Genomic DNA, 23,383 nt, shown 5'->3' with positions numbered 1-23,383 from the left:
CGGAAAATTCGAATTTTCCGGCTCCCGGGCAGTTTGGAGGACGGGGGCACGAATGACCGAGCACCTGCAACGCCGTATTGGGCTGGGCCTGCTGACCGCCTATGGCGTGGGGGTCATGGTGGGGGCCGGCATCTATGTGCTTGTGGGGGCCGTGGCCGCGCAAGCGGGGGTCTGGGCGCCATTATCCTTTCTCATCGCGGGCGCGATTGCCGCCCCCACGGCGCTGTCTTATGCCGAGTTCAGCACCCGCCTGCCGGAAGCGGCGGGTGAAGCGCTTTTCGTGGAAAAGGGCCTGAGTTCACGGTTCTTGGGCCTTGTGGTGGGCTTGGGGATCGTGGCGGCCGGCACGGTCTCGGCCGGGGCGGTTTTGCGCGGAGGCGCGGGATACCTGACCTCGGTCACCGGGTGGCCCGATCTTTGGGTGGTCGTGATCATGGGGCTGGCCTTGGTCGGGGTGGCCATTGCGGGCGTCCTGGAAAGCCTCAGCATGGCCGCGATTTTCACCGCCATCGAGGTTTTCGGCCTGTGCCTTGTCGTCTGGGCCGGGGCGGGCGCGGACCCCGTGGCCGACTATACTGCGCCGTCCGGGATTGTTTGGTCGGGCGTGGTGGCCGCCGCGGTCCTGGCCTTTTTCGCCTTCATCGGGTTCGAGGATATCGTCAACATGGCCGAGGAAGTGCGCCGCCCCGAGCGCACCCTGCCGCGGGCCATTCTGCTTTCGCTTTTGTTGACCAGCCTGCTGTATGGCTTGGTCAGTTGGGCCGCCGTGCGCGTGGTGCCGCTTGAGCGGCTTGCGATGAGCGAACAGCCCCTTCCGCTGGTTTGGTCCCAGGCGCGGGGCGGCAGTGCCGGGTTTTTATCGCTGATCGCTGTGGCCGCCGCACTGAATGGGATTCTGGCCCAGGTCGTGATGGCGGCGCGGGTCTTGTTCGGCCTGGGGCGGCGGCATTCCGGGCTTTCGGTATTTTACCATGCCAGCCCGCGTTTTGGTACGCCGGTCCTGGCGACCGTGGTGATCGGGGCGGGGGTGATCGCCGGGGCCCTTCTATTGCCGGTGGCGCAACTGGCCGAGGTGACCTCGGTCATCCTGTTGTCGGTTTTCGTTCTGGTCAATGCCGCCTTGATTGCCATGAAGCGGCGCACCCCCGAAGCGCCCTTTACTGTTCCGATGATCGTGCCGGTCGCGGGGCTGTTGGCGGCGCTGGCGGCCCTGGTCTTGAGTTTTGGAGGTGGGGTATGACCGTGTCGCTTCTCCTGGCCTGTATCTGGGTCGTTCTGGCCAATGTTCTGGGCATGATCCCGAGCCGGGACAACCATTGGCGCCGGGCCTATGCCCTGATCGCGGTTGGCATTCCGCTTTTGGGGTTCGTCACCTATCAGAACGGGCCGTGGTGGGGGCTGGCCTTCATGATCGGCGGGATGAGCGTGTTGCGTTGGCCCCTTGTCTACCTGGGCCGGTGGTTGCGGCGTCGCGTCGGCTTTTGACTGCCCCGCTTGGGAGGCAGGGGCCTCCGGCGGGAGTATTTTGGGAAAGATGAAGCGGGGGCGCTTGCCCTTTCGGACCCGGGGGACTAAGCCGCGTTTATGACACAGATGCCGGATGTACGTGGAAAACTGACGCAGGATCGGATTTTGGCCGATTTGACCTGGCTTCGCGTCGGCGGTCCGGCAGATTGGTTGTTCCAGCCCGCCGATATCGAGGATCTGGCCGCCTTCTTGCGTGACTTGCCCGGCGATGTGCCGGTCTTCCCCATGGGCGTGGGTAGCAACCTGATCGTTCGGGATGGCGGCTTGCGCGCCGTGGTGATCCGCATGGGGCGCGGATTCAATGGTATTTCGGTTGAGGGCAACCGCGTGACCGTGGGGGCGGCGGCGCTGGATGCGCATGTGGCGAAGAAGGCGGCGGAGGCCGGGGTTGACCTGACCTTTTTGCGCACAATTCCCGGCGCCATCGGCGGCGCTGTGCGGATGAACGCGGGCTGCTATGGTACCTATGTGGCCGATCACCTTGTCGAGGTGCGGGCGGTGACCCGCGAGGGCGAGGTGGTGACGCTGACCCCTGAAGAGTTGAACTTCCAGTATCGGCAGAGCGATTTGCCCGACGGTTGGGTGATCGTGGAGGCGGTCTTCGAGGGCGCGACGTGCGATCCCGGGGAACTGGCCGCGCGCATGGAGGCGCAGCTTGAAAAGCGGGATGAAACCCAACCCACCAAGGACCGCACCGCCGGCAGCACCTTTCGTAATCCGGCGGGATTTTCCAGCACCGGGCGGGCCGATGATGTGCATGATCTGAAGGCCTGGAAGGTGATCGACGAGGCAGGCATGCGCGGGGCACGGCAGGGTGGCGCGCAGATGAGCGAGAAGCATTCCAACTTCCTGATCAACACGGGCGATGCCACGGCTGCCGATCTGGAAGGTTTGGGGGAAGAAGTGCGAAAAAAGGTTTTCCAAAACAGTGGAATAGAGTTACACTGGGAGATTATGAGGGTCGGCGAAACGGCCCCGTAACGCCAAGGCAGGCGATTTTAATAAAATTGAACCGATTGAACGGTTCTGGACATTGAGGCACGAGTTGGGACTTTCGAGCAGAAAATCCCCGGCAGTGGCGGTGGTTATGGGTGGCCCCTCGGCTGAGCGCGAGGTGTCACTGTCATCAGGACGTGAGTGCGCCGCCGCATTGCGGGAAGCAGGGTACGAGGTGATCGAGGTCGACGCGGGCCGCGATCTTGCCGTGCAGCTTGCCGAGATTTCCCCCGACGTAGTCTTTAATGCCCTGCATGGCCGCTGGGGCGAAGATGGCTGTGTGCAGGGTTTGTTGGAGTGGATGGGCCTGCCCTATACGCATTCCGGGGTGCTGGCCTCGGCGCTGGCGATGGACAAGGAGCGCAGCAAGGACGCGTACCGCTCAGAGGGCTTGCCGGTGGTCGACAGCGTCCTGGCGCCGCGCGACACGGTCCGCAAGGAGCATGTCATGGCGGCGCCCTACGTGGTGAAGCCCTATAACGAGGGCTCGTCGGTTGGGGTGTACCTTGTGCATGAAGAGGCCAACGGGCCGCCGCAACTGTCCGACGACATGCCCGAACTGGTCATGGTCGAAGCCTTCGCGCCGGGGCGCGAACTGACGACCACCGTGATCGGCGAACGGGCGCTGACCGTGACCGATATTCTGACCGATGGCTGGTATGATTATGACGCCAAGTACAAGGAAGGCGGATCGCGCCACGTTGTGCCGGCGGATATCCCGCAAGAGATTTTCGATGCCTGTCTGGATTACGCGCGGCGCGCGCACGACGTTCTGGGTTGTCGCGGGGTGAGCCGGACCGATTTCCGCTGGGACGAGGCGCGGGGCCTTGATGGTTTGGTGTTGCTTGAAACCAATACGCAGCCGGGGATGACGCCCACCTCGCTGACGCCCGAGCAGGCGCAGGCGGTGGGGATGTCGTTCCCCGAGCTTTGCGCATGGATGGTGGAGGATGCCTCGTGCAACAGGTGAACCGCCCTGATCCCGCCCCCTCGCGCTGGGCCTATCGCTTCGAGCGGCTGATGCTGACGCCGCTGTTTCGCAAGGTGTTGCGGGTTGGTGTGCCGCTGGCATTGTGTGTCGCGGCGGGGGCCATTTACCTCTCTGACGAGGCGCGGCGCGATGCGCTGGCCTTGAAGGTGGCCGAGCTGCGGCACGAGATCGAAACCCGCCCCGAATTCATGGTTCAGCTTTTGGCCGTGGACGGGGCGAGTACCGGCGTGGAAGAGGATATTCGCGAGATATTTCCCTTCGACCTTCCGGTCAGTTCCTTCGAGCTGGAGCTGGAGCAGGTTCGCGAGATGATCGTGGGCCTTCCGGCGGTTGCGGATGCCGATGTGCGTTTGCGGCAAGGCGGGGTTCTGGTGGCCGAGGTCACGGAGCGTGAGCCGGTGGCGGTCTGGCGGACCCGCGATGGTTTGGTCGTGGTCGATGCCGAGGGCGTGAGTCTTGCGGACCTGCGCCATCGCTCGGACCGGGCCGATTTGCCGGTGATCGCGGGCGAGGGGGCCGACAAGGCGGTGACCGAGGCGCTGAGGATTTTGCAGGCAGCGGCGCCTTTGGCCGACGACATGCGTGGGCTTGTGCGCATGGGCGAGCGGCGCTGGGATGTGGTGATGCAGCGCGGGCAGCGGATCATGTTGCCCGAGTCCGAGCCGGTGCGCGCGCTGGAACGGGTGATCGTGCTGAACGAGGTGCAGGACATGCTGGCGCGCGACCTGATGGCGGTGGACATGCGCCTTGCGGCGCGACCCACCATAAGAATGAACGAAGCAGCCACCGAAGAGTGGTGGCGGATAACAAAGATAAGCTCAGGGGCAGAATGAGAACATGATCGAGCTTTATGAATCCCAACGTGCGATGCGCAACATGCGCAAGGCGGCGATGCAGCGCGGTGTCGTGGCGGTTCTGGATGTCGGCACCTCCAAGATCGCCTGTTTGGTGTTGCGGTTTGACGGCACCGAGCGGCTTCGTGAGGCCGACGGTATCGGGGCCATGGCGGGGCAGGCCGGGTTCCGGGTGATCGGGGCGGCGACCACGCGCTCGCGCGGGGTGCGTTTCGGCGAGATCGACACCATGACCGAGACCGAGCGCGCCATTCGGACCGCCGTTCAGGCGGCGCAGAAGATGGCCAATATCCGGGTGGATCACGTGATCGCCTGTTTCTCGGGCGCGAGCCCGCGGTCTTATGGGCTTGCCGGGCAGGTGGAACTGGAAGGCCATACCGTCAGCGAGCAGGACATCAGCCGGGTGCTGAGTGCCTGCGATGTGCCGGATTACGGCGAGGGGCGCGAGGTGCTGCACGCCCAGCCGGTGAATTTCGCCTTGGATCATCGCACGGGCCTGAGCGATCCGCGCGGTCAGATGGGGCAGGAGCTTTCGACCGATATGCATATGCTGACGGTCGATGGCGCGGCGATCCAGAACCTTGCGCATTGCGTGAAGCGTTGCGATCTGGAGTTGGCGGGCTTGGCAAGCTCTGCCTATGTCAGCGGCGTGTCGGCCTTGGTCGAGGATGAGCAGGAGCTGGGTGCAGCCTGTATCGACCTTGGCGGCGGCAGTGCGGGCATTTCGATCTTTATCAAGAAGCACATGATTTACGCGGACAGTGTACGCATGGGCGGCGACCATGTGACTGGCGATATTTCCATGGGACTTCAGGTGCCGCAGGCGACCGCCGAGCGGATCAAGACCTTCTATGGCGGTGTCGTGGCGACAGGCATGGATGACCGCGAGATGATCGAGATCGGGGGCGAGACCGGCGATTGGGAGCATGACCGCCGCACCGTCAGCCGTGCCGAATTGATCGGCATCATGCGGCCCCGGGTCGAGGAAATCCTCGAAGAGGTGCGCGCGCGGCTGGATGCCGCCGGGTTCGATCACCTTCCGAGCCAGCAGATCGTGCTGACCGGTGGGGGAAGCCAGATTCCCGGACTGGACGGATTGGCCAGCAAGATCCTGGGTCAGCAAGTGCGACTTGGGCGCCCCTTGCGGGTGCATGGGCTGCCGCAGGCGGCGACCGGAGCGGGCTTTGCCAGTGCGGTGGGGATGTGCCTATTCGCGGCGAATCCACAGGACGAATGGTGGGATTTCGAGATTCCCGTCGACCGCTATCCGGCGCGCTCTCTGAAGCGGGCCGTGAAATGGTTTAAGGACAACTGGTGATCGCAAGATATGGTGATTTCGGCGAAATCCCGCGTGTTAGCGCAAAAACCTTGCCATATTTTGTGGTTTTATGGTGTTTTTTAGGTGACGTGGCAGTTAACGATCGGTAAGAATAGGCCAATATACGCGGATTTTACGGCCTGTCGGGACAACAGGCGCAACAGGCACAACAGCAGGCGGACAGAGCAATGACATTGAACCTCACGATGCCCGGACATGACGAACTCAAGCCCCGGATCACCGTTTTCGGTGTGGGCGGCGCAGGCGGCAATGCCGTCAACAACATGATCGAGAAGAACCTCGAGGGTGTTGATTTCGTCGTGGCGAACACGGACGCACAGGCCCTTTCCCAGAGCAACGCGGAACATCGCGTTCAATTGGGTGTGAAAGTCACCGAGGGGCTGGGCGCAGGCGCCAAGGCCACGATCGGGGCGGCCGCGGCCGAAGAAAGCATCGAGCAGATCGTCGATCATCTTGCCGGGGCGCATATGTGTTTCATCACCGCGGGCATGGGTGGCGGTACCGGCACCGGGGCGGCCCCGATCATCGCGCAGGCCGCGCGTGAGCTGGGCGTTCTGACCGTGGGCGTTGTGACCAAGCCGTTCCAGTTCGAGGGGGCCAAGCGGATGCGCCAAGCCGAGGACGGTGTTGAGGCGCTGCAGAAGATGGTCGATACGCTGATCATCATCCCCAACCAGAACCTGTTCCGTCTGGCCAACGAAAAGACAACCTTCACCGAAGCCTTCAGCATGGCCGACGATGTGCTGTATCAAGGTGTGAAGGGGGTAACCGACCTGATGGTACGCCCGGGCCTGATCAACCTCGACTTTGCCGATGTGCGCGCCGTGATGGACGAGATGGGCAAGGCGATGATGGGCACCGGCGAGGACGCGGGCGAAGATCGCGCGGTTCAGGCCGCCGAAAAGGCCATCGCCAACCCGCTGCTGGACGAGATCAGCCTGAAAGGCGCCAAGGGCGTGTTGATCAACATCACCGGCAGCCACGACCTGACCCTGTTCGAGCTGGACGAGGCCGCGAACCGCATTCGCGAGGAAGTGGATGCCGATGCCAACATCATCGTGGGCTCCACGCTTGATACCTCGATGGACGGCACCATGCGCGTAAGCGTTGTTGCCACCGGCATCGACGCCAGCGACGTCAGCCACGACATTCCCGTGCCGCGCCGCAGCCTGGCCGAGCCGCTGAGACCCGCAGAGGTGCAGGAAGAGGCCCCGGTCGAAGACGAGGCCCCGGCACCTGTGGCCGCCCGCAGCGTCGAAGAACAGCCCAGCATGTTCAATGATCTGGATGCGCAGCGTGCCGCCGCCGAGGACCAGATGGAAGACATCTTTGAAGAGGCCCCGGTGCAAGACGCGCAGGACGATCTTCCGCCGCCGGCCTATTCCCCGCGCGTGGAACAGTTCGATCCGGTTGCCCGGGCCGAGGCCGAAGTGGACGACGACGCACAGCTTGATGCCTTTGTCGCGCCGAAGGCTCCGGCCCCCGGCACCCCCTCGCCCGAGGCCATGGCCCGGTTGCAACATGCTGTCAGCAAAGCCCCGGGCCAGCGTCCGGCGGCGGCGCAACAACCGCAACCACAGGCGCAGCAGCCGAGTGAAGAGCAAACGCATGAAAAATCGCGCTTTGGTATCAATTCGCTCATCAACCGGATGACGGGCCACAGCCACGAAGCCGAATCCGCTCCGCGCCCGGTGCGTCAGCAGCCGACAATGCAGGCCCCGCAGCCGCAACAATCGGCACAGGAAGAAGAAGACGAACAGATCGAAATTCCCGCATTCCTGCGTCGGCAGGCGAATTAACGCGCGTATCTTGAGTTTTTTTAAAGGCCGCCTTTGGGCGGCCTTTTCTGTTTTAGATCAACGAGTTGTGGGAAGATTCAGCAGGGTCGGCGAAAAACCGCCGCTGCGGGTGCATGGCATGTTTCATATCGTTGCAAAGATTGAGTTGAGCCAAAGGGATGTGACCACTAAACCCTTTGCTAACCTTAATCAGGCGTAATCCCTGCACAACATGCAAACGGGTCACGCGCTGAAGGATGAATAAGCTTCAGAGGGCGAACGTGCAGACAAGCATTCAGTCATCGGTATCGTTTCAAGGCGTTGGGCTGCATAGCGGGCTTCCTGCGTGTTTGACGATTCGTCCTGCGGGTGTGGATCACGGGATTGTCTTTCGGCGTGTCGACGTCACGACCAAGGATGCGGACCTTGCGGCCCGGTTCGACGTGGTTCATCAGTCGCCGCTTTGCACGCGCCTCGAGAATGCCGACGGGGTATCCGTTTCCACGGTTGAGCATGTCATGGCGGCCTTGATGGGCTGTGGCATTCACAACGCTCTGATCGAAGTGGATGGCCCTGAAGTGCCGATCTTGGATGGCAGCTCGGATGCATTCGTGCGTGGGATCCTGTCCAGCGGCGTTCAGATGTTGAACCGTCCGGTCAAAGCCCTGCGTATTTTGAAAACGGTTTCTGTTGCCCGTGGCGAGGCCTGGGCCCGCGTGTCGCCGCATGACACGCTTATGATCGAGTTCGGAATCGAGTTTGAGGATGCGGCGATCGGGGTTCAGAAAAAGACGCTCAATATGTCGAACGGAAGTTTCATTCGCGAGTTGAGCACCAGCCGCACATTCTGTCGCAAGGCAGACGTGGACATGATGCGCGCCAACGGCCTTGCACTTGGCGGAACTTTGGAAAACGCCGTGGTCGTGGATGGCGAAAAAGTGTTGAGCCCGGGCGGCTTGCGTCATGCCGATGAGGCCGTGCGTCACAAGATGCTGGATGCGCTAGGTGATCTGGCTTTGGCCGGGGCGCCAATCCTTGGGCACTATCAGGGGATGCGCGCGGGCCATGCCCTGACCAATGACTTGTTGCATGCCCTGTTTGCCGACCCTGCGAATTACGAGTGGGTGAACTGCGACTCGTCCATGGCGCAGCGCCTTCCCGGTGCTGGTGTCCATTGGGGCGAAATTCCCGAAGTGGCCTGACCACGTGAGGAAATGCGCAAAGTCATTTTGCACCGGAAATTTATGTGCTAGGACCGTTCCGAGTTAAGGGGGGCTTGGCCCTTTGCATGTCGAAAAGAAGGTGGATTCCAGCATGACGTTGCGCAGGTCCGGAGCGAAACTGGTTTGTGTGGTCGCGATGGGTCTGATCCTGTCCGCGTGCAGCGGCCAGGATGGCCGCGTGGAGCGGGGCGAAGTTGACTATGAAAACTTCACCGCCAAGCAGATTTTCGAACGCGGGGAATATGACCTTGCGCGCAATGATCCCGATCTTGCCGCCGAAGTGTTCGGAGAGGTCGAGCGGCTTTACCCCTATTCCGAATGGGCCAAGCGTGCCCTGATCATGCAGGCCTATTCCTATCATCAGGACAAGGATTACGAGAACAGCCGCGCCGCCGCGCAGCGGTTCATCGATTTTTATCCGACCGATGAAGATGCGGCCTATGCACAGTATCTTCTGGCATTGAGCTATTACGATCAGATTGACGAGGTCGGGCGCGACCAGGGACTGACCTTTCAGGCGCTGCAATCGCTGCGCAAGGTGATCGAGACCTACCCGGACAGTGAATATGCGCGCTCGGCGATCCTGAAGTTCGACCTGGCCTTCAACCATCTGGCCGCGAAGGAAATGGAGATCGGGCGCTATTACCTGAAGCGTGATCACTTTACCGCCGCGATCAACCGTTTCCGCGTCGTGGTGGAGGATTTCCAGACCACCACGCATACCGCCGAGGCGCTGCATCGCCTGGTGGAGGCCTACCTGTCGCTTGGCCTGACCGACGAGGCGCGGACCGCCGGTGCGATTCTGGGCCACAACTTCCGTGGGACGGAATGGTACGAGGACAGCTACAAGATGCTGACCGGGCAGGGCCTAACGCTTGAGGCGGCGGGCGACAACTGGCTACGGCAGGTGTATCGGCAAATGATCCAAGGCCGTTGGCTGTAAGGGCATGGCGGGGCATGGCCCCGCCTGACGGGTTTCATTGATGCTGCGCGCGCTGGATATTCGGGACATTCTGATCATTGACCACCTCGAGCTGGGGTTTCAGCCGGGGTTGAACGTTTTGACCGGGGAAACCGGCGCGGGCAAATCCATCTTGCTGGATAGTCTTGGCTTCGTTCTGGGCTGGCGCGGGCGGGCCGAACTGGTGCGCCAAGGGGCCGAGCAGGGTGAGGTCGTGGCCGAGTTCGACCTGCCGGAGGAGCATCCGGCGCGCGCCGTTCTGGAGGAAGCGGGCCTGCCTGCGGGCGAGGAATTGATCCTGCGGCGGGTCAATACGCGCGATGGACGCAAGACCGCTTGGGTCAATGACCGGCGCTGTTCGGGTGAGGTGCTGCGGCAGTTATCGGACACTTTGGTGGAACTGCATGGACAGCATGACGACCGGGGGCTTTTGAACCCGCGCGGGCATCGCGATTTGCTGGATGCCTATGGCGGGCTTGAGGCGCAGCGGGCCAAGGTGCGCGCCGGATGGCGGAACATGGCCGAGGCCCGCAAGGCCTTGGACAAGGCGCAGGCGGCCCTGGAAGAGGTGCGCGCCGAGGAAGAATTCCTGCGTCATGCGGTGGGGGAACTGGATACTCTCGACCCACAGCCGGGCGAGGACGAAGCCCTTGATGCGCGCCGCCGGCTGATGCAGCAGGCCGAGAAAATCCGCGAAGATATTGCCCGCGCCCAGGCTGCGCTTGGGCTGGACGGGGCCGAGGGCGCGGCGGGGGATGCCCTGCGCTGGTTGGAAGGTGTGGCCGACCGGGCCGAGGGACAGTTGGATGAGCCGATTGCCGCCATTGGCCGGGCCATGGTGGAACTGGATGAGGCGGCGCAGGGTGTGACGCAATGCCTTGAGGGGCTGACGTTCAATCCGCTGGAACTGGAAGAATGCGAGGAGCGCCTCTTTGCCATTCGGGCCATGGCGCGCAAGCATGGGGTGATGCCCGACGAATTGGGCGCGTTCGCCGAGGGTTTGCGCGGGAAACTGGCGGCTTTGGACCAAGGGGATGCCGACCTGAAGGCGCTTGAGGGCGCGTTGCAGGAGGCCGAGGCCGCCTATGAAGCCGCCGCCGGAGATCTGAGTGCGGCACGGGCCAAGGCGGCCAAGGCTTTGGACAAGGCCGTGATGGAAGAACTTGCCCCGCTCAAGATGGAGCGCGCGGTGTTTTCCACGGTGATGGAAGAGGCCGAACCGGGGCCGGAGGGGCGCGATGCGGTGACCTTCACTGTCGCGACCAACCCCGGCGCACCGGCGGGGCCCTTGAACAAGATCGCCTCGGGCGGGGAATTGAGCCGCTTCTTATTGGCCCTGAAGGTCTGCCTGACCGGGACGGACAGCGGGTTGACCATGATCTTTGACGAGATCGACCGCGGCGTCGGCGGGGCCACGGCGGATGCCGTGGGCCGCAGGCTCAGGCAACTGGCCGAGGGTGGGCAGGTTCTGGTGGTGACGCACTCGCCACAGGTGGCCGCACAAGGGGCGCATCATTGGCGGGTGGAAAAGAAGGTGGTGGAGGAGCAAACACTGTCGACGGTCACGCCCTTGCCGGACAGCGATAGGGTGGACGAAATCGCACGGATGCTTTCGGGCGATACCATCACGCAAGAGGCCCGTGCGGCGGCGCAAGCCCTGATGGGCTAGTGGTGGGTGCGCACAAGTTTGCGGAAGGCCCCCGGTGTCAGGCCGGTTTCTGAACGAAACACCCGTGATAGATGGCTCTGACAGGAAAACCCGCAGTCTTGCGCGATCTGGCAAAGGCTGTCGGTACCGGCCAACCGTGCCTTGGCGAATTCAACGCGACGGGCGGTGATCCATTTGTGCGGCGACACCCCGCGTGTGCTGCGAAACATCCGGTGAAAATGAAACTCTGACAGGTCTGCGACGCGGGCGAGATCGGCCAGACGAATGGTTTGATCGAGGTGGGCCGCGATCCAGTCGTCGATGTGGCGCAGGGTGCGGGGCGCAAGGCCACCGTGCAGAGGGCGCGTGTCGTCCGGCAATTGCCCGAGCATCTCGATCAGGGCGCTGTCGGCCAAAAGAATATCCCCCGCCGTGGCCGCCTGCGCCATTTGCATCAGGGGTACGGCCAGCCTAGGAGACATGACGAATGTGGCCTCTTGCACCGACAGGCGGCGCGCGTCTTGCTCTGTCATCCGGGCAAAGCCCGCGCGCAGGTGATCATCGGGGGCGTAGAGGTGCACGAAGCGGAAAGGCGCGGTGATCTGCCATTCAGAACGGTGCCCTTCGGGCATGACGCAGATTGCGCCGGGAAAGCCCGCCACGGCCCCGGCGTCCAACCGCTTGGTGCCGCTGCCACCCTGCAAGTAAAGGCTGAAGGTATGGCCCCGTGGCCCGTCATAGGTGATATGGCCGCTGCTGTTTTCCCAGATGGCAACCTTGAAGCCACGCCCCAGATCAAGACCCGCGATGGCGTGGGCATCTGGCGCTTGGGCAAGGAAATCTGGAACGCGCTGTTGCATGTGGGAAAGTTTAACCTGTCTGGAGCCCCTGCAAAAGGCCGCGGCGCATTTCACCGCAAGATCGTGCAATCCTCCTGTGGTGATTGGGGGTAGGGGAAAGGGGCCTACATGGAGGAACTGTCTTGCCCACACCCGTCTTATTCATCGTGACTGTCCTGATCTGGGGGACGAGTTGGTACGCGATCAAGCTACAGATCGGGCCGGTGCCCTTGGATGTGTCGGTGTTCTATCGCATGGCACTTGCCGCTTTGATCTTGTTGGCGGGGTTGGCGGTGACGGGGCGGTTGCGACGCCCCGCACGCTGGCGTTTCGTGGTCGTGCAGGCGCTGTGTTTGTTCAGCTTCAATTTCGTGGCCTTCTACCATGCGGCAGCCTTGATCCCGTCGGGCATGGTGGCGGTGATTTTCTCGCTGGCGTCGATTTTCAACGCGATCAATGCGCGGGTATTCTTTGGCGAGCGGATCACGGCGCAGGTCGGTCTTGCCGGTGTCTTGGGCGTCGTGGGGGTGAGCCTGATGTTCTGGCGCGATCTGGCCGTGGCGCGCGAGGTGGAGACCATGACAGGCATCGGCTGGGCCTTGCTGGGCGCCATGATATTTTCGTGGGGAAACATGGCCTCGCGCGTCAACAGCAGTTCGGGCGTGCCGCCCCTTTTGGCCAATGCATGGGGTCTTGCCATCGGGGCCTTGGCACTGTTGGGGATGCTCGCCGTCAAAGGAGAGGTCTTGGTTCTACCGCAAGGCGCGGTTTATTGGGCGGGGCTGCTCTATCTGGCGGTTTTTGCCTCCGTCATCGGATTCACAACCTATCTGGTTCTGGTTTGGCGGATTGGATCGGCCAAAGCAGGTTATGCTACGGTTTTGTTCCCTGTGGTGGCGATGGCGGCGTCCACCTTGCTTGAGGGCTTTGAATGGACGCCATTGGCCGGTATCGGCGTGGTTGTGGCGCTATTCGGAAATCTGGTGATGTTCTGGCGCGGCCCTGCGCCTTTGTGGCGTCGGGCCGCGCCGCCCGCGTGACTACGTCAATTCCTTGGCGGTACCAGCTTGCCGGGGTTGAGGATGTTTTGCGGGTCGAGGGCCTGTTTTATCTGGCCCATGAGGCCCCAACTGCCCCCGTGTTCCTCGTTCATATAGGGGCGTTTTCCGATGCCCACGCCATGTTCGCCGGTGGCGGTGCCGCCAAGGGCGAGGGCGCGTTGCACCATGCGGTGGTGCACTTCCTTTGCGCGCTCGGTAGCTGCCGTATCGCCCTCGTCGAACAGCAGGATGGCGTGGAAATTGCCGTCGCCAACATGGCCGAGGATCGGGCCGGGGAGGGCGGCTTGGGCCAGGTCGGTCCGGGTTTCCTCGATGGCTTGCGCCAGTTTCGAGATCGGCACGCAAAGGTCGGTCACCACGGCGCGGCTTCCCGGGCGGCTGGCGAGGATGGCGTGATAGGCGTTGTGGCGCATGGTCCAGAGGCGGGTACGATCCTCGGGTCGGGTGGCCCAGTCAAAGCCGCTGGCACCGTGTTCCGCTGCGATTTCGCCGAAGGTTTCGGCCTGTTCCGTGACGCCCGAGTCAGAGCCGTGGAATTCCAGCAAAAGATGAGTGGTTTCCGGCAGGTCCATGTCCGAGTGGGCATTGACGGCGGCGACGCTGGCCGGGTCCATCAGTTCGATCCGGGCCATGGGCAGGCCCATCTGGATGGTGTCGATCACGCAGGCCACGGCGCTGCCGACATCGGGGAAGGCGCAGACCGCGCTTGAGATCGCCTCGGGTTGTCCCTGTAGGCGCAGGGTAAGTTCGGTGATCAGGCCAAGCGTGCCCTCGGCCCCCACGAAAAGCCCGGTCAGGTCATACCCGGACGAAGATTTGCGCGCCCGCGTGCCGGTGCGGATCACCTCGCCGGTCGCGGTGACGACCTCAAGCCCCAACACGTTGTCGCGCATGGTCCCATAGCGCACGGCGGTTGTGCCGCTGGCGCGGGTTGCGGCCATCCCGCCAAGCGAGGCATTGGCCCCCGGATCGACCGGGAAGAAGAGGCCCGTCGCGCGCAATTCGGTGTTCAGTGCTTCGCGCGTGACACCCGGTTGCAGGGTGACGTCCATATCCTCGGGGTGGATGGATAACACCTTGTTCATACGGGAAAAATCAACGCAAAGCCCGCCGTGCGGCGCCTGTGCCTGCCCTTCGAGCGATGTGCCGGTCCCCCAGCCAACAACGGGGCAATCATGGCTGGCGCAGATGCGCATGATCTGCGCCACCTCGTCTGTGGTTTCGGGATAGGCCACGGCCTCGGGCGGCATCGGGGGGAAGTGGCTTTCGCTGCGACCGTGCAGGTCGAGATCGGACTTGGACTGTGTGAGCCGGTCACCTAGAAGGTTGGAAATTTCGGTGAATGCGGCGGAATGGTGCATGGCCTTGCCCCTCTTAACGATTTCGGCGCAAAGTAGGATAAGGGGGCGGGCATGAAAAGACCGCATAAGACGGTACAGGGGTCATGACGGACAGGGATAATTCCATCCTGAAGAAAAAGGCGGCTGCGGCTATTGCGGCGCTGCGCAATGGCTGGTCTGTCATGCTGCATCGTGGGCCCAGCCAGATCCAGTTCTGGTTCATCGCCCTTATCATCGGGATCGCCGCAGGTTTTGCCGCCCTGTTGTTTCGTAAGGGGATCATCGTACTTCAGGGCCTCGTCTACGGGACCGAGGACATGGCCCGGGTGCATTCCGTGGCCGAAACCCTGCCGTGGTACTGGGTGCTGATCGTGCCGATCCTTGGTGGGCTGGTGGTCGGGTTGATCCTGCACCACTTCACCGATGATGCGCGGGTGCGGTCGGTTTCGGACGTGATTGAGGGGGCCGCCCTGAACGATGGGCGTGTCGAGCGACGCGAGGGGGTGGCCTCGGCGCTGGCGTCGATGATCACGCTGGGCACCGGGGGCTCCTCGGGGCGAGAGGGGCCGGTGGTGCATATGGCCGGTGTTATCGCAAGCTGGGTGAGTGACCGGATCAATGCCGACGGGATCACGGGGCGTGATTTGCTGGGCTGCGCGGTGGCGGCGGCCGTATCGGCCAGTTTCAATGCGCCGATTGCCGGGGCCCTGTTCGCCCTTGAGGTGGTCTTGCGTCACTTTGCCGTACACGCCTTTGCGCCCATCGTCATTGCCAGCGTGGCCGGTACGATCATCAACCGCTTGGAATTCGGGGATATTACCGAGTTTGCCCTGCCCACCACGACAGCGTTGGAATTCTATGTCGAACTTCCGGCCTTCCTGTTGCTGGGCCTTGTGTGCGGCATGGTGGCGACGGTTCTGATGCATTCGCTTCTCTTTGCCGAGGACATGGCCAGTTACCTGCAAAAGCGCACGCGCGTTCCCCGCTGGCTGCGGCCCATGATTGCCGGGGCCATGGTCGGGGGCTTGGCGATTGGATTTCCGCATATCATCGGGGTCGGATACGAGACCACCTCGGCGGCTTTGACCGGACAGCTTGTCCTTCACGAAGCCATTGTTTTCGCTATATTAAAGGTCATTGCGGTCTCGATAACCATTGGCGGACGCATGGGCGGCGGGGTGTTTTCGCCCTCGCTCATGGTGGGGGCCCTGACGGGGTTGGCTTTCGGCCTGATCGCGACGGGGGTCTTCCCGGATGTCTCCGGCAAGGCCACGCTTTACGCGCTGGCGGGCATGGGCGCCGTGGCGGCGGCGGTGCTGGGCGCGCCGATTTCCACGACGCTGATCGTGTTCGAGCTTACGGGCGACTGGCAGACGGGGCTGGCCGTGATGGTGGCGGTGTCGATGTCCACCGCGCTGGGCTCAAAGCTTGTTAAACGCTCGTTTTTCCTCACACAATTGGATCGGCGGGGGACGCAACTGGCCGCCGGGCCGCAGGCGTATTTGCTGGCGATGTTCCGGGTGGAGCCATTGATGCGCCCGCCGGATCACCCGCGGGGCGCCAGCGAGGACGCCTGTTGGGAGATGATCGAGGATGGCGTTTATATCGGGATGAACGGCACACTGGAGGCGGCGATGCCGCTGTTCGACCGCTCGGCTGTGCCTTTCATTCCGGTGGTCGTGCTGAGTGGAGAGGGGGAGCCGCCGGAGTTGAAGGGGGCGCTTTTCCACGTGGATGCGCTCAAGGCTTACAACCGGGCTTTGGCGGCGGTCTCCGAGGAAGAGCACAGTTGACGCCCGAATCAGCGCTAAGGCAATGGTAAACAATGAAAAATCCATGCTGCATCGCGTCGGTCAAACGTCGGAATCGCATCGGTATTTTTCCGCGTACCCCCCGGAATGAACAGGGCGTGCGGTGAGTTTTGTACGAAACGTACGTGCGTTTCGTACGTTTTGGCGGGCCACAGCGTGACAGGGGGGCGCAGCCCTCAGACATGGTTAATGATGGCGGGCGCAACGGTTTTGGCCTTGACGTTTCATGACCCGTCCGGGGGACCGACCGGTAACCTGATCGAAGCCTGAAACCCGGATGATGCCCCCTGACGCGGTGACTCCAGACGAAGAGGGCTTCCGATGCGGTCCGCGATGGCGGAAACGATGGCGAGGCCGAGACCGCTGCCTTCGGTGTTTGAATTCGCCCGTTCGAAGCGCGCTGTCAGGCGGTCAAGGGTGTCACGCGGGAGAACGGGGCCGTCGTTTGCCACGATCAGCCGGCCATCCGCCGTCAAGGTTACGTCGACTGGTGCGGTCTTTGTCCCGTGCCGCAGGGCGTTTTCAACGAGGTTTCGGCAGAGAATGGCGAAGGCATCGGGGTCAATGTCTGACATGACGGGCGTGCCCGGCAGAGTCAGCGTGATCCGGTCCGGCGCGTCGGTGCGTCTGATCTCATCCACCACGACCTGCGCGATGGCGCGTAAATCCGCGCATTCGTCTTTCCGCAGGCGTCCACCTTCTGCTCGGGCAAGCTGCATCAGGCGTTCCGACAGCCGTGTGAGCCGCTTGAGTGTGGCCTCGATTTCAGCGGCGCGTGCGTCAGTGGTTGGATCTTGTGTCTCGGAGCGAAGCCGCTGTGCCTGCGCGATGGCACCTGCCAGTGGTGTCCTCAGTTCATGCGCGGCGCTTGCGGCAAAGCTGCGCTCGGCCTCGAATGCGTCACGTAACCGGGCCAGAAGGCTGTTCAGGGTTTCGGACAGCGGGCCGATTTCCGTTGGCAAGTCGTCGGCAGGCACTTGTGACAGGTCGTGGGCGCCACGGGCCTCAAGCCGCGTCCGAAAACGGCGCAGGGGAGCGAGGCTGAAGCGGACGGCGAGGATGATGGCGACAAGAGCGATGGGCAGCACAATCAGCAACGGCAAGCCAAGGCCCATCTGGATTTCCCGCGCGACCGACGCGCGATGTGCCAGGGGTTCGGCCACGGTGATACGGATCGACCCTTGTAGCGCCGCGTCACTGTAGAGGCGATGGGTGGCGGTCTGTCGAAACCCCGGCGCCTCATAGGGCGGGAAGACTGTGGTGTCTGCCGCGTGGGATTGCAGAAGGATGCGGCCCTCAGCATCGCGGACCAGATAAGTGAAAAATTCGTCGTGCTCCCGGACCGATGCAAGCCGCTGAGTCACGCCCTGATCTTCCCGTCCAACGATGTCGGTCACGGCCAGCGGCAGGATGCGTTCGGCCGTCTCGCGCAGGGCGCTGTCGAAGACCTCGTCCATTTCGCCCCGGACGATCACGGCTGTGACCGTTGCGGCCAGAAGCCAGACAATCGCCAGCACAAGGCCGAGCGACAGCCCGAGCCGTGCCTGAAGGCTTGCCGGCCACTTCATGGCCTGCCCAGCCTGTAGCCCATGCCGCGCTCGGTTTCGATGACGGCGCTTCCGAGCTTCTTGCGAAGGCGGCTGATGTGGACTTCGATTGTGTTGCTTTCGATGTCCGAGTCGAAGGCGTAGAGCTTTTCTTCCAGTTGGGGCTTGGACAGGAGTTGCCCGGGGCGAGACAGGAAGGCTTCGAACAGTGCCCACTCGCGGGCAGTCAGCGGGACGGGCTTGCCATCGCGGTGAATGCTGCGCGCGGCGAGGTCGATGTCCAGTGATCCATGGCTGACGATCGGGTTCGGGTTGCCGCTGTAACGTCGGGCGACCGATCCGATCCGGGCGGACAGTTCGGCCAGATCGTAGGGTTTCACCAGATAGTCGTCGGCCCCTGCGTTCAACCCCTCGATCCGGTCCGAGACCTGATCGAGGGCTGTCAGGATGATGACCGGCGTCACATCGCCCCGCGCGCGCAAGTCCTTGAGGAAAACGACACCACGCCCATCCGGTAGCATGAGGTCGAGCAGGATCAGGTCATAGGATGTGGCGCTTAGCGCGTCGGCGGAGGCATCCAGCCGCGTCACCCAGTCCACCGAGTGTCCATCGGCATCGATTTGATCACGCACCGCGGCCCCGAGTGTCGTATCGTCTTCAATCAGCAGAATGCGCATGGTCGTTCCTGTCCTGTTTCGGTGCCCCTTGCTTGACCTGTCTGGCTGACGTGAAGCTGAAGAGGGGGGGCAGGCCCCTTCAGGCTGTTGTAAGCTTGGCAGTGCATCAACGCATCAAGAGGCGAGCCATGAGGAGTTTGGCCCATGAAGACGACATTGACAATTCTCGGCATTCTTGCGGTTTTTCCGGCCGGTGGGGCATTGGCGGACGATGATTGTTTCGTGCCGATGGCTGACTGGCAGCCGCGAGACGCCGTTGCCCGGCTGGCCGCGGAGAATGGATGGACGGTGCGGCGGATCAAGATCGACGATGGGTGTTATGAAATCGACGGTCGCGATGCGAATGGGCGCAGAATCGAGGTGACTGTTCATCCTTCCACGCTTCAGATGATCGAGTTCGAATACGAGGACGACGATGATGATGATGACGACGATGATGATGACCGTCGCGACCGTGACTAAGGGAGGATGAGTGATACCTCCCTGCAAGGCCGATCGTCCCTTCGGCTGCAACTGGCCCCGCTTCCCCGGCGGGGCCTTTTTCTTTCTGACGGCAAGCTGAAGAGGAATTCGTCGGATCGTCAGGAAGCCCTCAGGTCGGGTCTTCAGATTGTACCCAGCAGATGAAAGGAGACCCTGCCATGAGAAAGACCCTGATTGCCTTTTCCCTATTAGCAACCCTGCCCGCGGGCGCCGTGCTTGCGGATGATGATGAGTGCTATGCCCCCCGCGATACGTGGCAATCGCGGGAGGCTGCGATGCAGGTGGCCGAGAAGAACGGCTGGACCGTGCGTGACTTCGAGGTCGACGATGGATGCTATGAGATCGAGGGCCGCGACAGCAGCAACCGGAGGGTCGAGGTGAAACTCGATCCGGCGACGCTCCGGGTTGTCGAGATGGAATACGAGGATGACGACGACGACGAGGGCGGTGCCCGCAACCCGGCGCCCGCCGGTACCGTTGCCCCGCCGCAGAACGGTCTGTTTGGCGATGGCGCGCCTCCCAAGGTTCAAGTGAACTGAGCCGCTTCACAGTCAATTGTCGAAAAGGATGAATCCGATGAAATCGCTACTTGCATCGCTTGCGCTTACCACGGCGCTCACGCTTCCCGGTCTTGCATTGGCCAAGCCGGTCACATTGACCACCAAGTTGAACAATTATGGTGGCGACGGGGCCTATCTGGCGCTGTATGTCACCGATGCTTCGGGGGCCTATGTCGGCAGTCTTTGGATGGCTGGTGGCAAGTCGAAATACTATGAGCATCTGAGCGACTGGAGCCGCGCCACGGGCGGAGACACGGGGCAGGTCAATGGAATCACCGGCGCCAGCGTCGGTGCGGGCCGGACGCTTGAGATCACGCTTGATCTGGCCGACGCGCTGTTCGATGCGGGGTATACGCTCCATATCGATGCTGCGGTCGAGGATATGCGCGATAGCCCGAACGAGGTGGCGGTGCCGCTCACGACCGATGGCGCGGGTGTGCCAGCACGTGGGCGCCGTTACATCGCCAGCTTCGCCTACGACATGTGAGGAGGCAGGCCATGATCCGTTCCTTCCATCGTTGGCCGGGTCTTTTGGCCCTCGTGCTTGTCAGTCTGCTTGCCCTGAGCGGCGCGGCGTTGTCGGTCTTTCCTGCGGCGGAGCGCATTGCCGCGCCGCAGGCGGAGGCCGGTCTGACGGTTGCCTCACTGGTGGGGCGCGTTCAGGCTGTTTATCCGGGGGTAGAGCAGATCCGCCGCTCGCCCTCGGGCCGGATCACGGCTTATTGGTTCGACCAGGGGACACCGGGGGCCGCCGTGATCGACCCCGCGACCGGGCAAGGTGTGGCTTCGGCTGACCCGAACAAGACCGAACGCTGGCTGACCAAGTTGCATCGGTCATTGTTCCTTGGAGATGGCGGGCGTATCGCCATGGCGGCGGGGGCTGCGGCGATGCTGGCCCTGTCGATTTCGGGTGCGGCGCTTGTCGCGCGGCGGGTAGGTGGTTGGCGGCACTGGTTCACCTCTCTGCGTGGACCGATTGCCGGCCGATTGCATGTCGAGGTCGCCCGGGTCGCGGTGATTGGCCTTGTTCTTTCGTCGATCACGGCCCTCTGGATGACGGCTTCGACCTTCGATCTGCTTCCCGACGGCAGTGCCTTGCCTGCCTTGCCGGCAAACATTAGTGGGCAAACGGGAGCCGTTCCCGATAAGATGACCACCTTGCGGCAGACGCCCGTCACCGACCTGCGCGAATTGAGCTTTCCCTATCCGGGGGATGCCACGGATGTCTTTACGCTGAAGACAGACCGGGGAACCGGGTATCTCGATCAGGGGACAGGTGCGCTGTTGGCATGGGCCGACCTGACCGGATGGGCGCGTCTGTCTGAAACCATTTATATGTTGCACACGGGGCAGGGTGCTGCGGTACTCGGTCTTGTGCTCGGGGTCATGGCCCTGGGCGTTCCGGTCATGGGGGTGAGCGGCTTTCTTATCTGGCTTGCCGGACGGCGGGGGCGCCCGCGTATTCGTGGCAATCAGGCCGCTGCGCGCGCCCAGACGATCCTTCTTGTCGGCAGCGAGGGGGGGAGCACATGGGGCTTTGCCGCGACGCTTCACGCCGCGCTGACAGAGGCCGGTCAGAGTGTGCATGTCGGCCCGATGTCGGGCTTTGCACCGGCGCGCTACCAAAATGCCGACCGGATCATCGTGCTTGCCGCGACGTATGGTGACGGGGACGCGCCCGCCTCGGGCAAGGGGTTCCTCGACCGTTTGCGCGCGACTGAGCAGGCGCGCGATATTCCTTTGGCCGTGCTCGGCTTTGGCGACCGTAGCTTTCCGGCCTACTGTGCCTTTGCCGAGACCGTCGCCGCGGAGACGAAGGCAAAGGGCTGGCCTGAACTTCTGCCGCTCGACACGGTTGATCGTCAATCCCCGCAGGATTTCGCGCGGTGGGGGCGGGCGCTTGGAGCGGTCCTCGGGGTTGACCTTGAACTGTCGCATAGGCCCGTCTTGCCCGTGACGCAGAGGTTGACCCTTGTCTCACGCCGGGACTATGGCGCTGAGGTGCAGGCCCCGACGGCGATCCTTCGTTTCGCCATGCCGCGCGTCACCTTTTGGCAGCGGTTGACCGGTGCGGGGTTTTCCCGGTTCAAGGCCGGAGACCTGATCGGCGTTCTGCCTGAGGGCAGTACCGTTCCACGGTTCTATTCGCTGGCCACTGGACACCGAGATGGGAGTATCGAAATCGTTGTGAAAAAGCACTCGGGGGGGCTTTGCTCGGGGCAGCTTATGGCACTGGAGCCCGGCGATAGTGTGACGGCCTTTTTGCGTCGCAACCCCGGCTTCCGTCCGGGCAGGGGGCGCGCGCCGCTGATCCTGATCGGGGCCGGAACCGGGATTGGGCCGCTTGCAGGCTTCGTGCGTGGAAATGCACGAAAGCGGCCTGTTCATCTTTTCTTCGGGATGCGCCATCATGACAGCGACTTCTTTTATGAAGAAGAGATGCCCGTCTGGAAGGGGGAGGGTCGTCTGACCCGGCTGGTCACGGCTGTCTCACGTGGGGCGCGGCCCCATTATGTGCAAGATGCGCTGCGTCGTGATGCCGCCGAGGTTTCCCGGCTTATCCGTGGTGGCGCGCGCGTGATGGTCTGTGGCGGTCGCGACATGGCGACCGGCGTGGCCGATACGATGGCCGAGATTCTTGCGCCCTGTGGGCTTTCGCCTGCTGTTTTGAAAGCGGAGGGGCGGTATGTCGAAGATGTCTACTGAGATGATGCGCGTTGCCCTGAACGGCCCGACCATGGGCACGCGGTGGTCCGCGCTGTTTTTCCGGGACCCCGGATTTGACAGGGACGCAATTAAGGTCGCGCTTCAGGCTGCTGTCGATGAGGTGGATGCACAGATGTCGACATGGAAGCCTGACAGCGACCTGATGCGGCTCAATGCGGCAGCGGTGGGCGACTGGGTGGCGATTCCTGAGCGCCTTGAGCATGTCCTGCGTCTGGGTCTTGAGATCGGGCGCGCCACGGATGGCGCCTTTGACATCGGTATGGGCGATGCGGTGACGGCATGGGGGTTCGGCCCAGAGGCTGCCGCGCCTGCGGATATCCGTACGGCAATGGCCGCCACACGGCACCCGGCGCATGAGGTGTTGGAAATGTCTGGCCCCCATGTGCGCAAGATCGAACCGATCACCATTGATCTAAACGGCATTGCCAAGGGGTATGGAGTCGATTGTCTGGCCGAGACACTGAGGGAGCACGGGATCACCGATGCTCTTGTCGGGATTGACGGCGAGATGCACGCGATGGGCCTTCGACCGGATGGAGAGGCATGGACCATCGCGGTCGAGGCGCCGGATGCGTCGTGCCGGACACCTCATTCGGTCCTTACGCTTGAGGACGCTGGCGTGGCGACTTCCGGTGATTACCGCCACTGGGTCGAGGTGCAGGGGCGACGCTTGTCGCACACGATGGACCCAAGGCGCGGGGCCCCCCTGATTGCGTCGCCAGCGTCGGTGACCGTTGTCGCCCGCAGTTGTACCGAGGCCGATGCCTGGGCGACGGCGCTTATGGTTCTTGGTTCTGAGGCGGGCCTGGCATTGGCAAGGCAACGCGGACTGGACGCGCTGTTCCTCCTGCGTGATGACGAAGGACGCGCAAGGGGCGTGGGAGCCGGGCCGCTGTTTTCCGAAGCGTCAGCGGCGACCGCTCGCGCCTGATGGCGTGTGACCTGAATGGAAACAGTGAAAACCGACCATATCGAGAAGGACATTCCGCGGCGGGCCATACCCGGCCTTCACCTGGGCCTT

22 protein-coding genes are annotated in these 23,383 nt (G+C 62.9%); 18 read left to right on the top strand and 4 right to left on the bottom strand.

What is annotated here, in order from left to right:
• Positions 1–52 precede the first annotated feature (52 nt).
• The 11 genes from FDP25_RS03020 to recN all read left to right on the top strand — a co-directional run bounded on the left by FDP25_RS03020 (position 53) and on the right by recN (position 11,338).
• Positions 53–1,240 (top strand): APC family permease, encoded by a 1,188-nt coding sequence (locus tag FDP25_RS03020; protein ID WP_154148799.1) that lies wholly within the window; start codon positions 53–55, stop codon positions 1,238–1,240.
• Positions 1,237–1,485, top strand: coding sequence for a DUF2484 family protein (locus FDP25_RS03015; RefSeq protein WP_154148797.1), 249 nt, complete (start codon positions 1,237–1,239; stop codon positions 1,483–1,485). The genes FDP25_RS03020 and FDP25_RS03015 overlap by 4 nt, the downstream gene beginning before the upstream one ends.
• Before the next feature lie 99 nt (positions 1,486–1,584).
• The gene (gene murB, locus FDP25_RS03010) at positions 1,585–2,508 is read left to right on the top strand and encodes a UDP-N-acetylmuramate dehydrogenase (RefSeq protein WP_154148795.1); all 924 of its coding nucleotides are present in this window, start codon (positions 1,585–1,587) and stop codon (positions 2,506–2,508) included.
• Between the two features lie 106 nt (positions 2,509–2,614).
• Complete coding sequence (locus tag FDP25_RS03005) at positions 2,615–3,493, top strand: D-alanine--D-alanine ligase (protein ID WP_246175749.1); 879 nt, start codon at positions 2,615–2,617, stop codon at positions 3,491–3,493.
• Positions 3,481–4,347, top strand: coding sequence for a cell division protein FtsQ/DivIB (locus FDP25_RS03000; protein ID WP_343031945.1), 867 nt, complete (start codon positions 3,481–3,483; stop codon positions 4,345–4,347). The genes FDP25_RS03005 and FDP25_RS03000 overlap by 13 nt, the downstream gene beginning before the upstream one ends.
• Positions 4,348–4,351: 4 nt before the next feature.
• The gene (gene ftsA, locus FDP25_RS02995) at positions 4,352–5,686 is read left to right on the top strand and encodes a cell division protein FtsA (RefSeq protein WP_154148791.1); all 1,335 of its coding nucleotides are present in this window, start codon (positions 4,352–4,354) and stop codon (positions 5,684–5,686) included.
• 188 nt (positions 5,687–5,874) lie between these two features.
• Positions 5,875–7,506 carry a cell division protein FtsZ gene (gene ftsZ, locus FDP25_RS02990; RefSeq protein ID WP_154148789.1) on the top strand — a complete coding sequence of 544 codons (1,632 nt, stop codon included), beginning with the start codon at positions 5,875–5,877 and terminating at the stop codon, positions 7,504–7,506.
• A 10-nt stretch (positions 7,507–7,516) separates the two neighbouring features.
• Complete coding sequence (locus tag FDP25_RS17025) at positions 7,517–7,705, top strand: hypothetical protein (RefSeq protein WP_172982736.1); 189 nt, start codon at positions 7,517–7,519, stop codon at positions 7,703–7,705.
• 61 nt (positions 7,706–7,766) lie between these two features.
• Positions 7,767–8,687 carry a UDP-3-O-acyl-N-acetylglucosamine deacetylase gene (lpxC, locus tag FDP25_RS02985; RefSeq protein WP_343032064.1) on the top strand — a complete coding sequence of 307 codons (921 nt, stop codon included), beginning with the start codon at positions 7,767–7,769 and terminating at the stop codon, positions 8,685–8,687.
• Between the two features lie 112 nt (positions 8,688–8,799).
• Positions 8,800–9,651 carry an outer membrane protein assembly factor BamD gene (locus FDP25_RS02980; RefSeq protein WP_154148785.1) on the top strand — a complete coding sequence of 284 codons (852 nt, stop codon included), beginning with the start codon at positions 8,800–8,802 and terminating at the stop codon, positions 9,649–9,651.
• 40 nt (positions 9,652–9,691) lie between these two features.
• Positions 9,692–11,338, top strand: a complete 1,647-nt coding sequence (gene recN / locus FDP25_RS02975) for a DNA repair protein RecN (protein ID WP_154148783.1) — start codon at positions 9,692–9,694, stop codon at positions 11,336–11,338.
• Here the strand turns inward: recN and FDP25_RS02970 are convergent.
• A complete protein-coding gene (locus tag FDP25_RS02970; RefSeq protein WP_154148781.1) occupies positions 11,335–12,177 on the bottom strand; it encodes a helix-turn-helix domain-containing protein in 843 nt (280 codons plus the stop codon). The two genes, recN and FDP25_RS02970, sit on opposite strands and share 4 nt — an antisense overlap.
• Positions 12,178–12,299: 122 nt before the next feature.
• Between FDP25_RS02970 and FDP25_RS02965 the strand changes: the two genes are divergently transcribed.
• Positions 12,300–13,196 carry a DMT family transporter gene (locus FDP25_RS02965; RefSeq protein ID WP_154148779.1) on the top strand — a complete coding sequence of 299 codons (897 nt, stop codon included), beginning with the start codon at positions 12,300–12,302 and terminating at the stop codon, positions 13,194–13,196.
• A gap of 5 nt (positions 13,197–13,201) precedes the next feature.
• Here FDP25_RS02965 and FDP25_RS02960 read toward each other — a convergent pair whose 3' ends face one another.
• Complete coding sequence (locus FDP25_RS02960) at positions 13,202–14,578, bottom strand: FAD-binding oxidoreductase (protein WP_154148777.1); 1,377 nt, start codon at positions 14,576–14,578, stop codon at positions 13,202–13,204.
• Positions 14,579–14,661: 83 nt separating this feature from the next.
• On the opposite strand from FDP25_RS02960, the gene FDP25_RS02955 reads away from it, so the two are divergent.
• Positions 14,662–16,350: a chloride channel protein gene (locus tag FDP25_RS02955; protein ID WP_154148775.1), complete on the top strand. Its 1,689-nt coding sequence runs from the start codon at positions 14,662–14,664 to the stop codon at positions 16,348–16,350.
• A 242-nt stretch (positions 16,351–16,592) separates the two neighbouring features.
• Here the strand turns inward: FDP25_RS02955 and FDP25_RS02950 are convergent, their stop codons facing one another.
• Positions 16,593–17,936 carry an ATP-binding protein gene (locus tag FDP25_RS02950; protein WP_154148773.1) on the bottom strand — a complete coding sequence of 448 codons (1,344 nt, stop codon included), beginning with the start codon at positions 17,934–17,936 and terminating at the stop codon, positions 16,593–16,595.
• Complete coding sequence (locus FDP25_RS02945) at positions 17,933–18,592, bottom strand: response regulator transcription factor (RefSeq protein WP_154148771.1); 660 nt, start codon at positions 18,590–18,592, stop codon at positions 17,933–17,935. The genes FDP25_RS02950 and FDP25_RS02945 overlap by 4 nt, the downstream gene beginning before the upstream one ends.
• Before the next feature lie 144 nt (positions 18,593–18,736).
• Between FDP25_RS02945 and FDP25_RS02940 the strand changes: the two genes are divergently transcribed.
• From FDP25_RS02940 to FDP25_RS02920, 5 genes are all read left to right on the top strand, one after another.
• A complete protein-coding gene (locus FDP25_RS02940; protein WP_154148769.1) occupies positions 18,737–19,054 on the top strand; it encodes a PepSY domain-containing protein in 318 nt (105 codons plus the stop codon).
• A gap of 179 nt (positions 19,055–19,233) precedes the next feature.
• Positions 19,234–19,614 (top strand): PepSY domain-containing protein, encoded by a 381-nt coding sequence (locus tag FDP25_RS02935; RefSeq protein ID WP_154148767.1) that lies wholly within the window; start codon positions 19,234–19,236, stop codon positions 19,612–19,614.
• 37 nt (positions 19,615–19,651) lie between these two features.
• A complete protein-coding gene (locus FDP25_RS02930) occupies positions 19,652–20,122 on the top strand; it encodes a DUF2271 domain-containing protein (protein ID WP_154148765.1) in 471 nt (156 codons plus the stop codon).
• Positions 20,123–20,133: 11 nt separating this feature from the next.
• Positions 20,134–22,341: a PepSY domain-containing protein gene (locus tag FDP25_RS02925; protein WP_154148763.1), complete on the top strand. Its 2,208-nt coding sequence runs from the start codon at positions 20,134–20,136 to the stop codon at positions 22,339–22,341.
• A complete protein-coding gene (locus FDP25_RS02920) occupies positions 22,322–23,293 on the top strand; it encodes an FAD:protein FMN transferase (protein ID WP_154148761.1) in 972 nt (323 codons plus the stop codon). Before FDP25_RS02925 ends, FDP25_RS02920 begins: the two co-directional genes overlap by 20 nt.
• The last annotated feature ends 90 nt before the right edge of the window (positions 23,294–23,383 follow it).

The organism is Roseovarius bejariae (genome assembly GCF_009669325.1).
Taxonomy (GTDB): domain Bacteria; phylum Pseudomonadota; class Alphaproteobacteria; order Rhodobacterales; family Rhodobacteraceae; genus Roseovarius; species Roseovarius bejariae.
This window is presented reverse-complemented; position numbering and strand designations above follow the sequence as displayed.

Coding starts and splice junctions, on each gene's coding strand:
- recN (WP_154148783.1), top strand. CDS start 9,692: ATGCTGCGCGCGCTGGATATTCGGGACATTCTGATCATTGACCACCTC.
- murB (WP_154148795.1), top strand. CDS start 1,585: ATGACACAGATGCCGGATGTACGTGGAAAACTGACGCAGGATCGGATT.
- FDP25_RS02950 (WP_154148773.1), bottom strand. CDS start 17,936: ATGAAGTGGCCGGCAAGCCTTCAGGCACGGCTCGGGCTGTCGCTCGGC.
- FDP25_RS02920 (WP_154148761.1), top strand. CDS start 22,322: ATGTCGAAGATGTCTACTGAGATGATGCGCGTTGCCCTGAACGGCCCG.
- FDP25_RS02960 (WP_154148777.1), bottom strand. CDS start 14,578: ATGCACCATTCCGCCGCATTCACCGAAATTTCCAACCTTCTAGGTGAC.
- FDP25_RS03005 (WP_246175749.1), top strand. CDS start 2,615: ATGGGTGGCCCCTCGGCTGAGCGCGAGGTGTCACTGTCATCAGGACGT.
- FDP25_RS02955 (WP_154148775.1), top strand. CDS start 14,662: ATGACGGACAGGGATAATTCCATCCTGAAGAAAAAGGCGGCTGCGGCT.
- FDP25_RS02930 (WP_154148765.1), top strand. CDS start 19,652: ATGAAATCGCTACTTGCATCGCTTGCGCTTACCACGGCGCTCACGCTT.
- FDP25_RS03015 (WP_154148797.1), top strand. CDS start 1,237: ATGACCGTGTCGCTTCTCCTGGCCTGTATCTGGGTCGTTCTGGCCAAT.
- FDP25_RS02970 (WP_154148781.1), bottom strand. CDS start 12,177: ATGCAACAGCGCGTTCCAGATTTCCTTGCCCAAGCGCCAGATGCCCAC.
- ftsZ (WP_154148789.1), top strand. CDS start 5,875: ATGACATTGAACCTCACGATGCCCGGACATGACGAACTCAAGCCCCGG.
- FDP25_RS03020 (WP_154148799.1), top strand. CDS start 53: ATGACCGAGCACCTGCAACGCCGTATTGGGCTGGGCCTGCTGACCGCC.
- ftsA (WP_154148791.1), top strand. CDS start 4,352: ATGATCGAGCTTTATGAATCCCAACGTGCGATGCGCAACATGCGCAAG.
- FDP25_RS02940 (WP_154148769.1), top strand. CDS start 18,737: ATGAAGACGACATTGACAATTCTCGGCATTCTTGCGGTTTTTCCGGCC.
- FDP25_RS02980 (WP_154148785.1), top strand. CDS start 8,800: ATGACGTTGCGCAGGTCCGGAGCGAAACTGGTTTGTGTGGTCGCGATG.
- FDP25_RS02935 (WP_154148767.1), top strand. CDS start 19,234: ATGAGAAAGACCCTGATTGCCTTTTCCCTATTAGCAACCCTGCCCGCG.
- FDP25_RS02945 (WP_154148771.1), bottom strand. CDS start 18,592: ATGCGCATTCTGCTGATTGAAGACGATACGACACTCGGGGCCGCGGTG.
- FDP25_RS02925 (WP_154148763.1), top strand. CDS start 20,134: ATGATCCGTTCCTTCCATCGTTGGCCGGGTCTTTTGGCCCTCGTGCTT.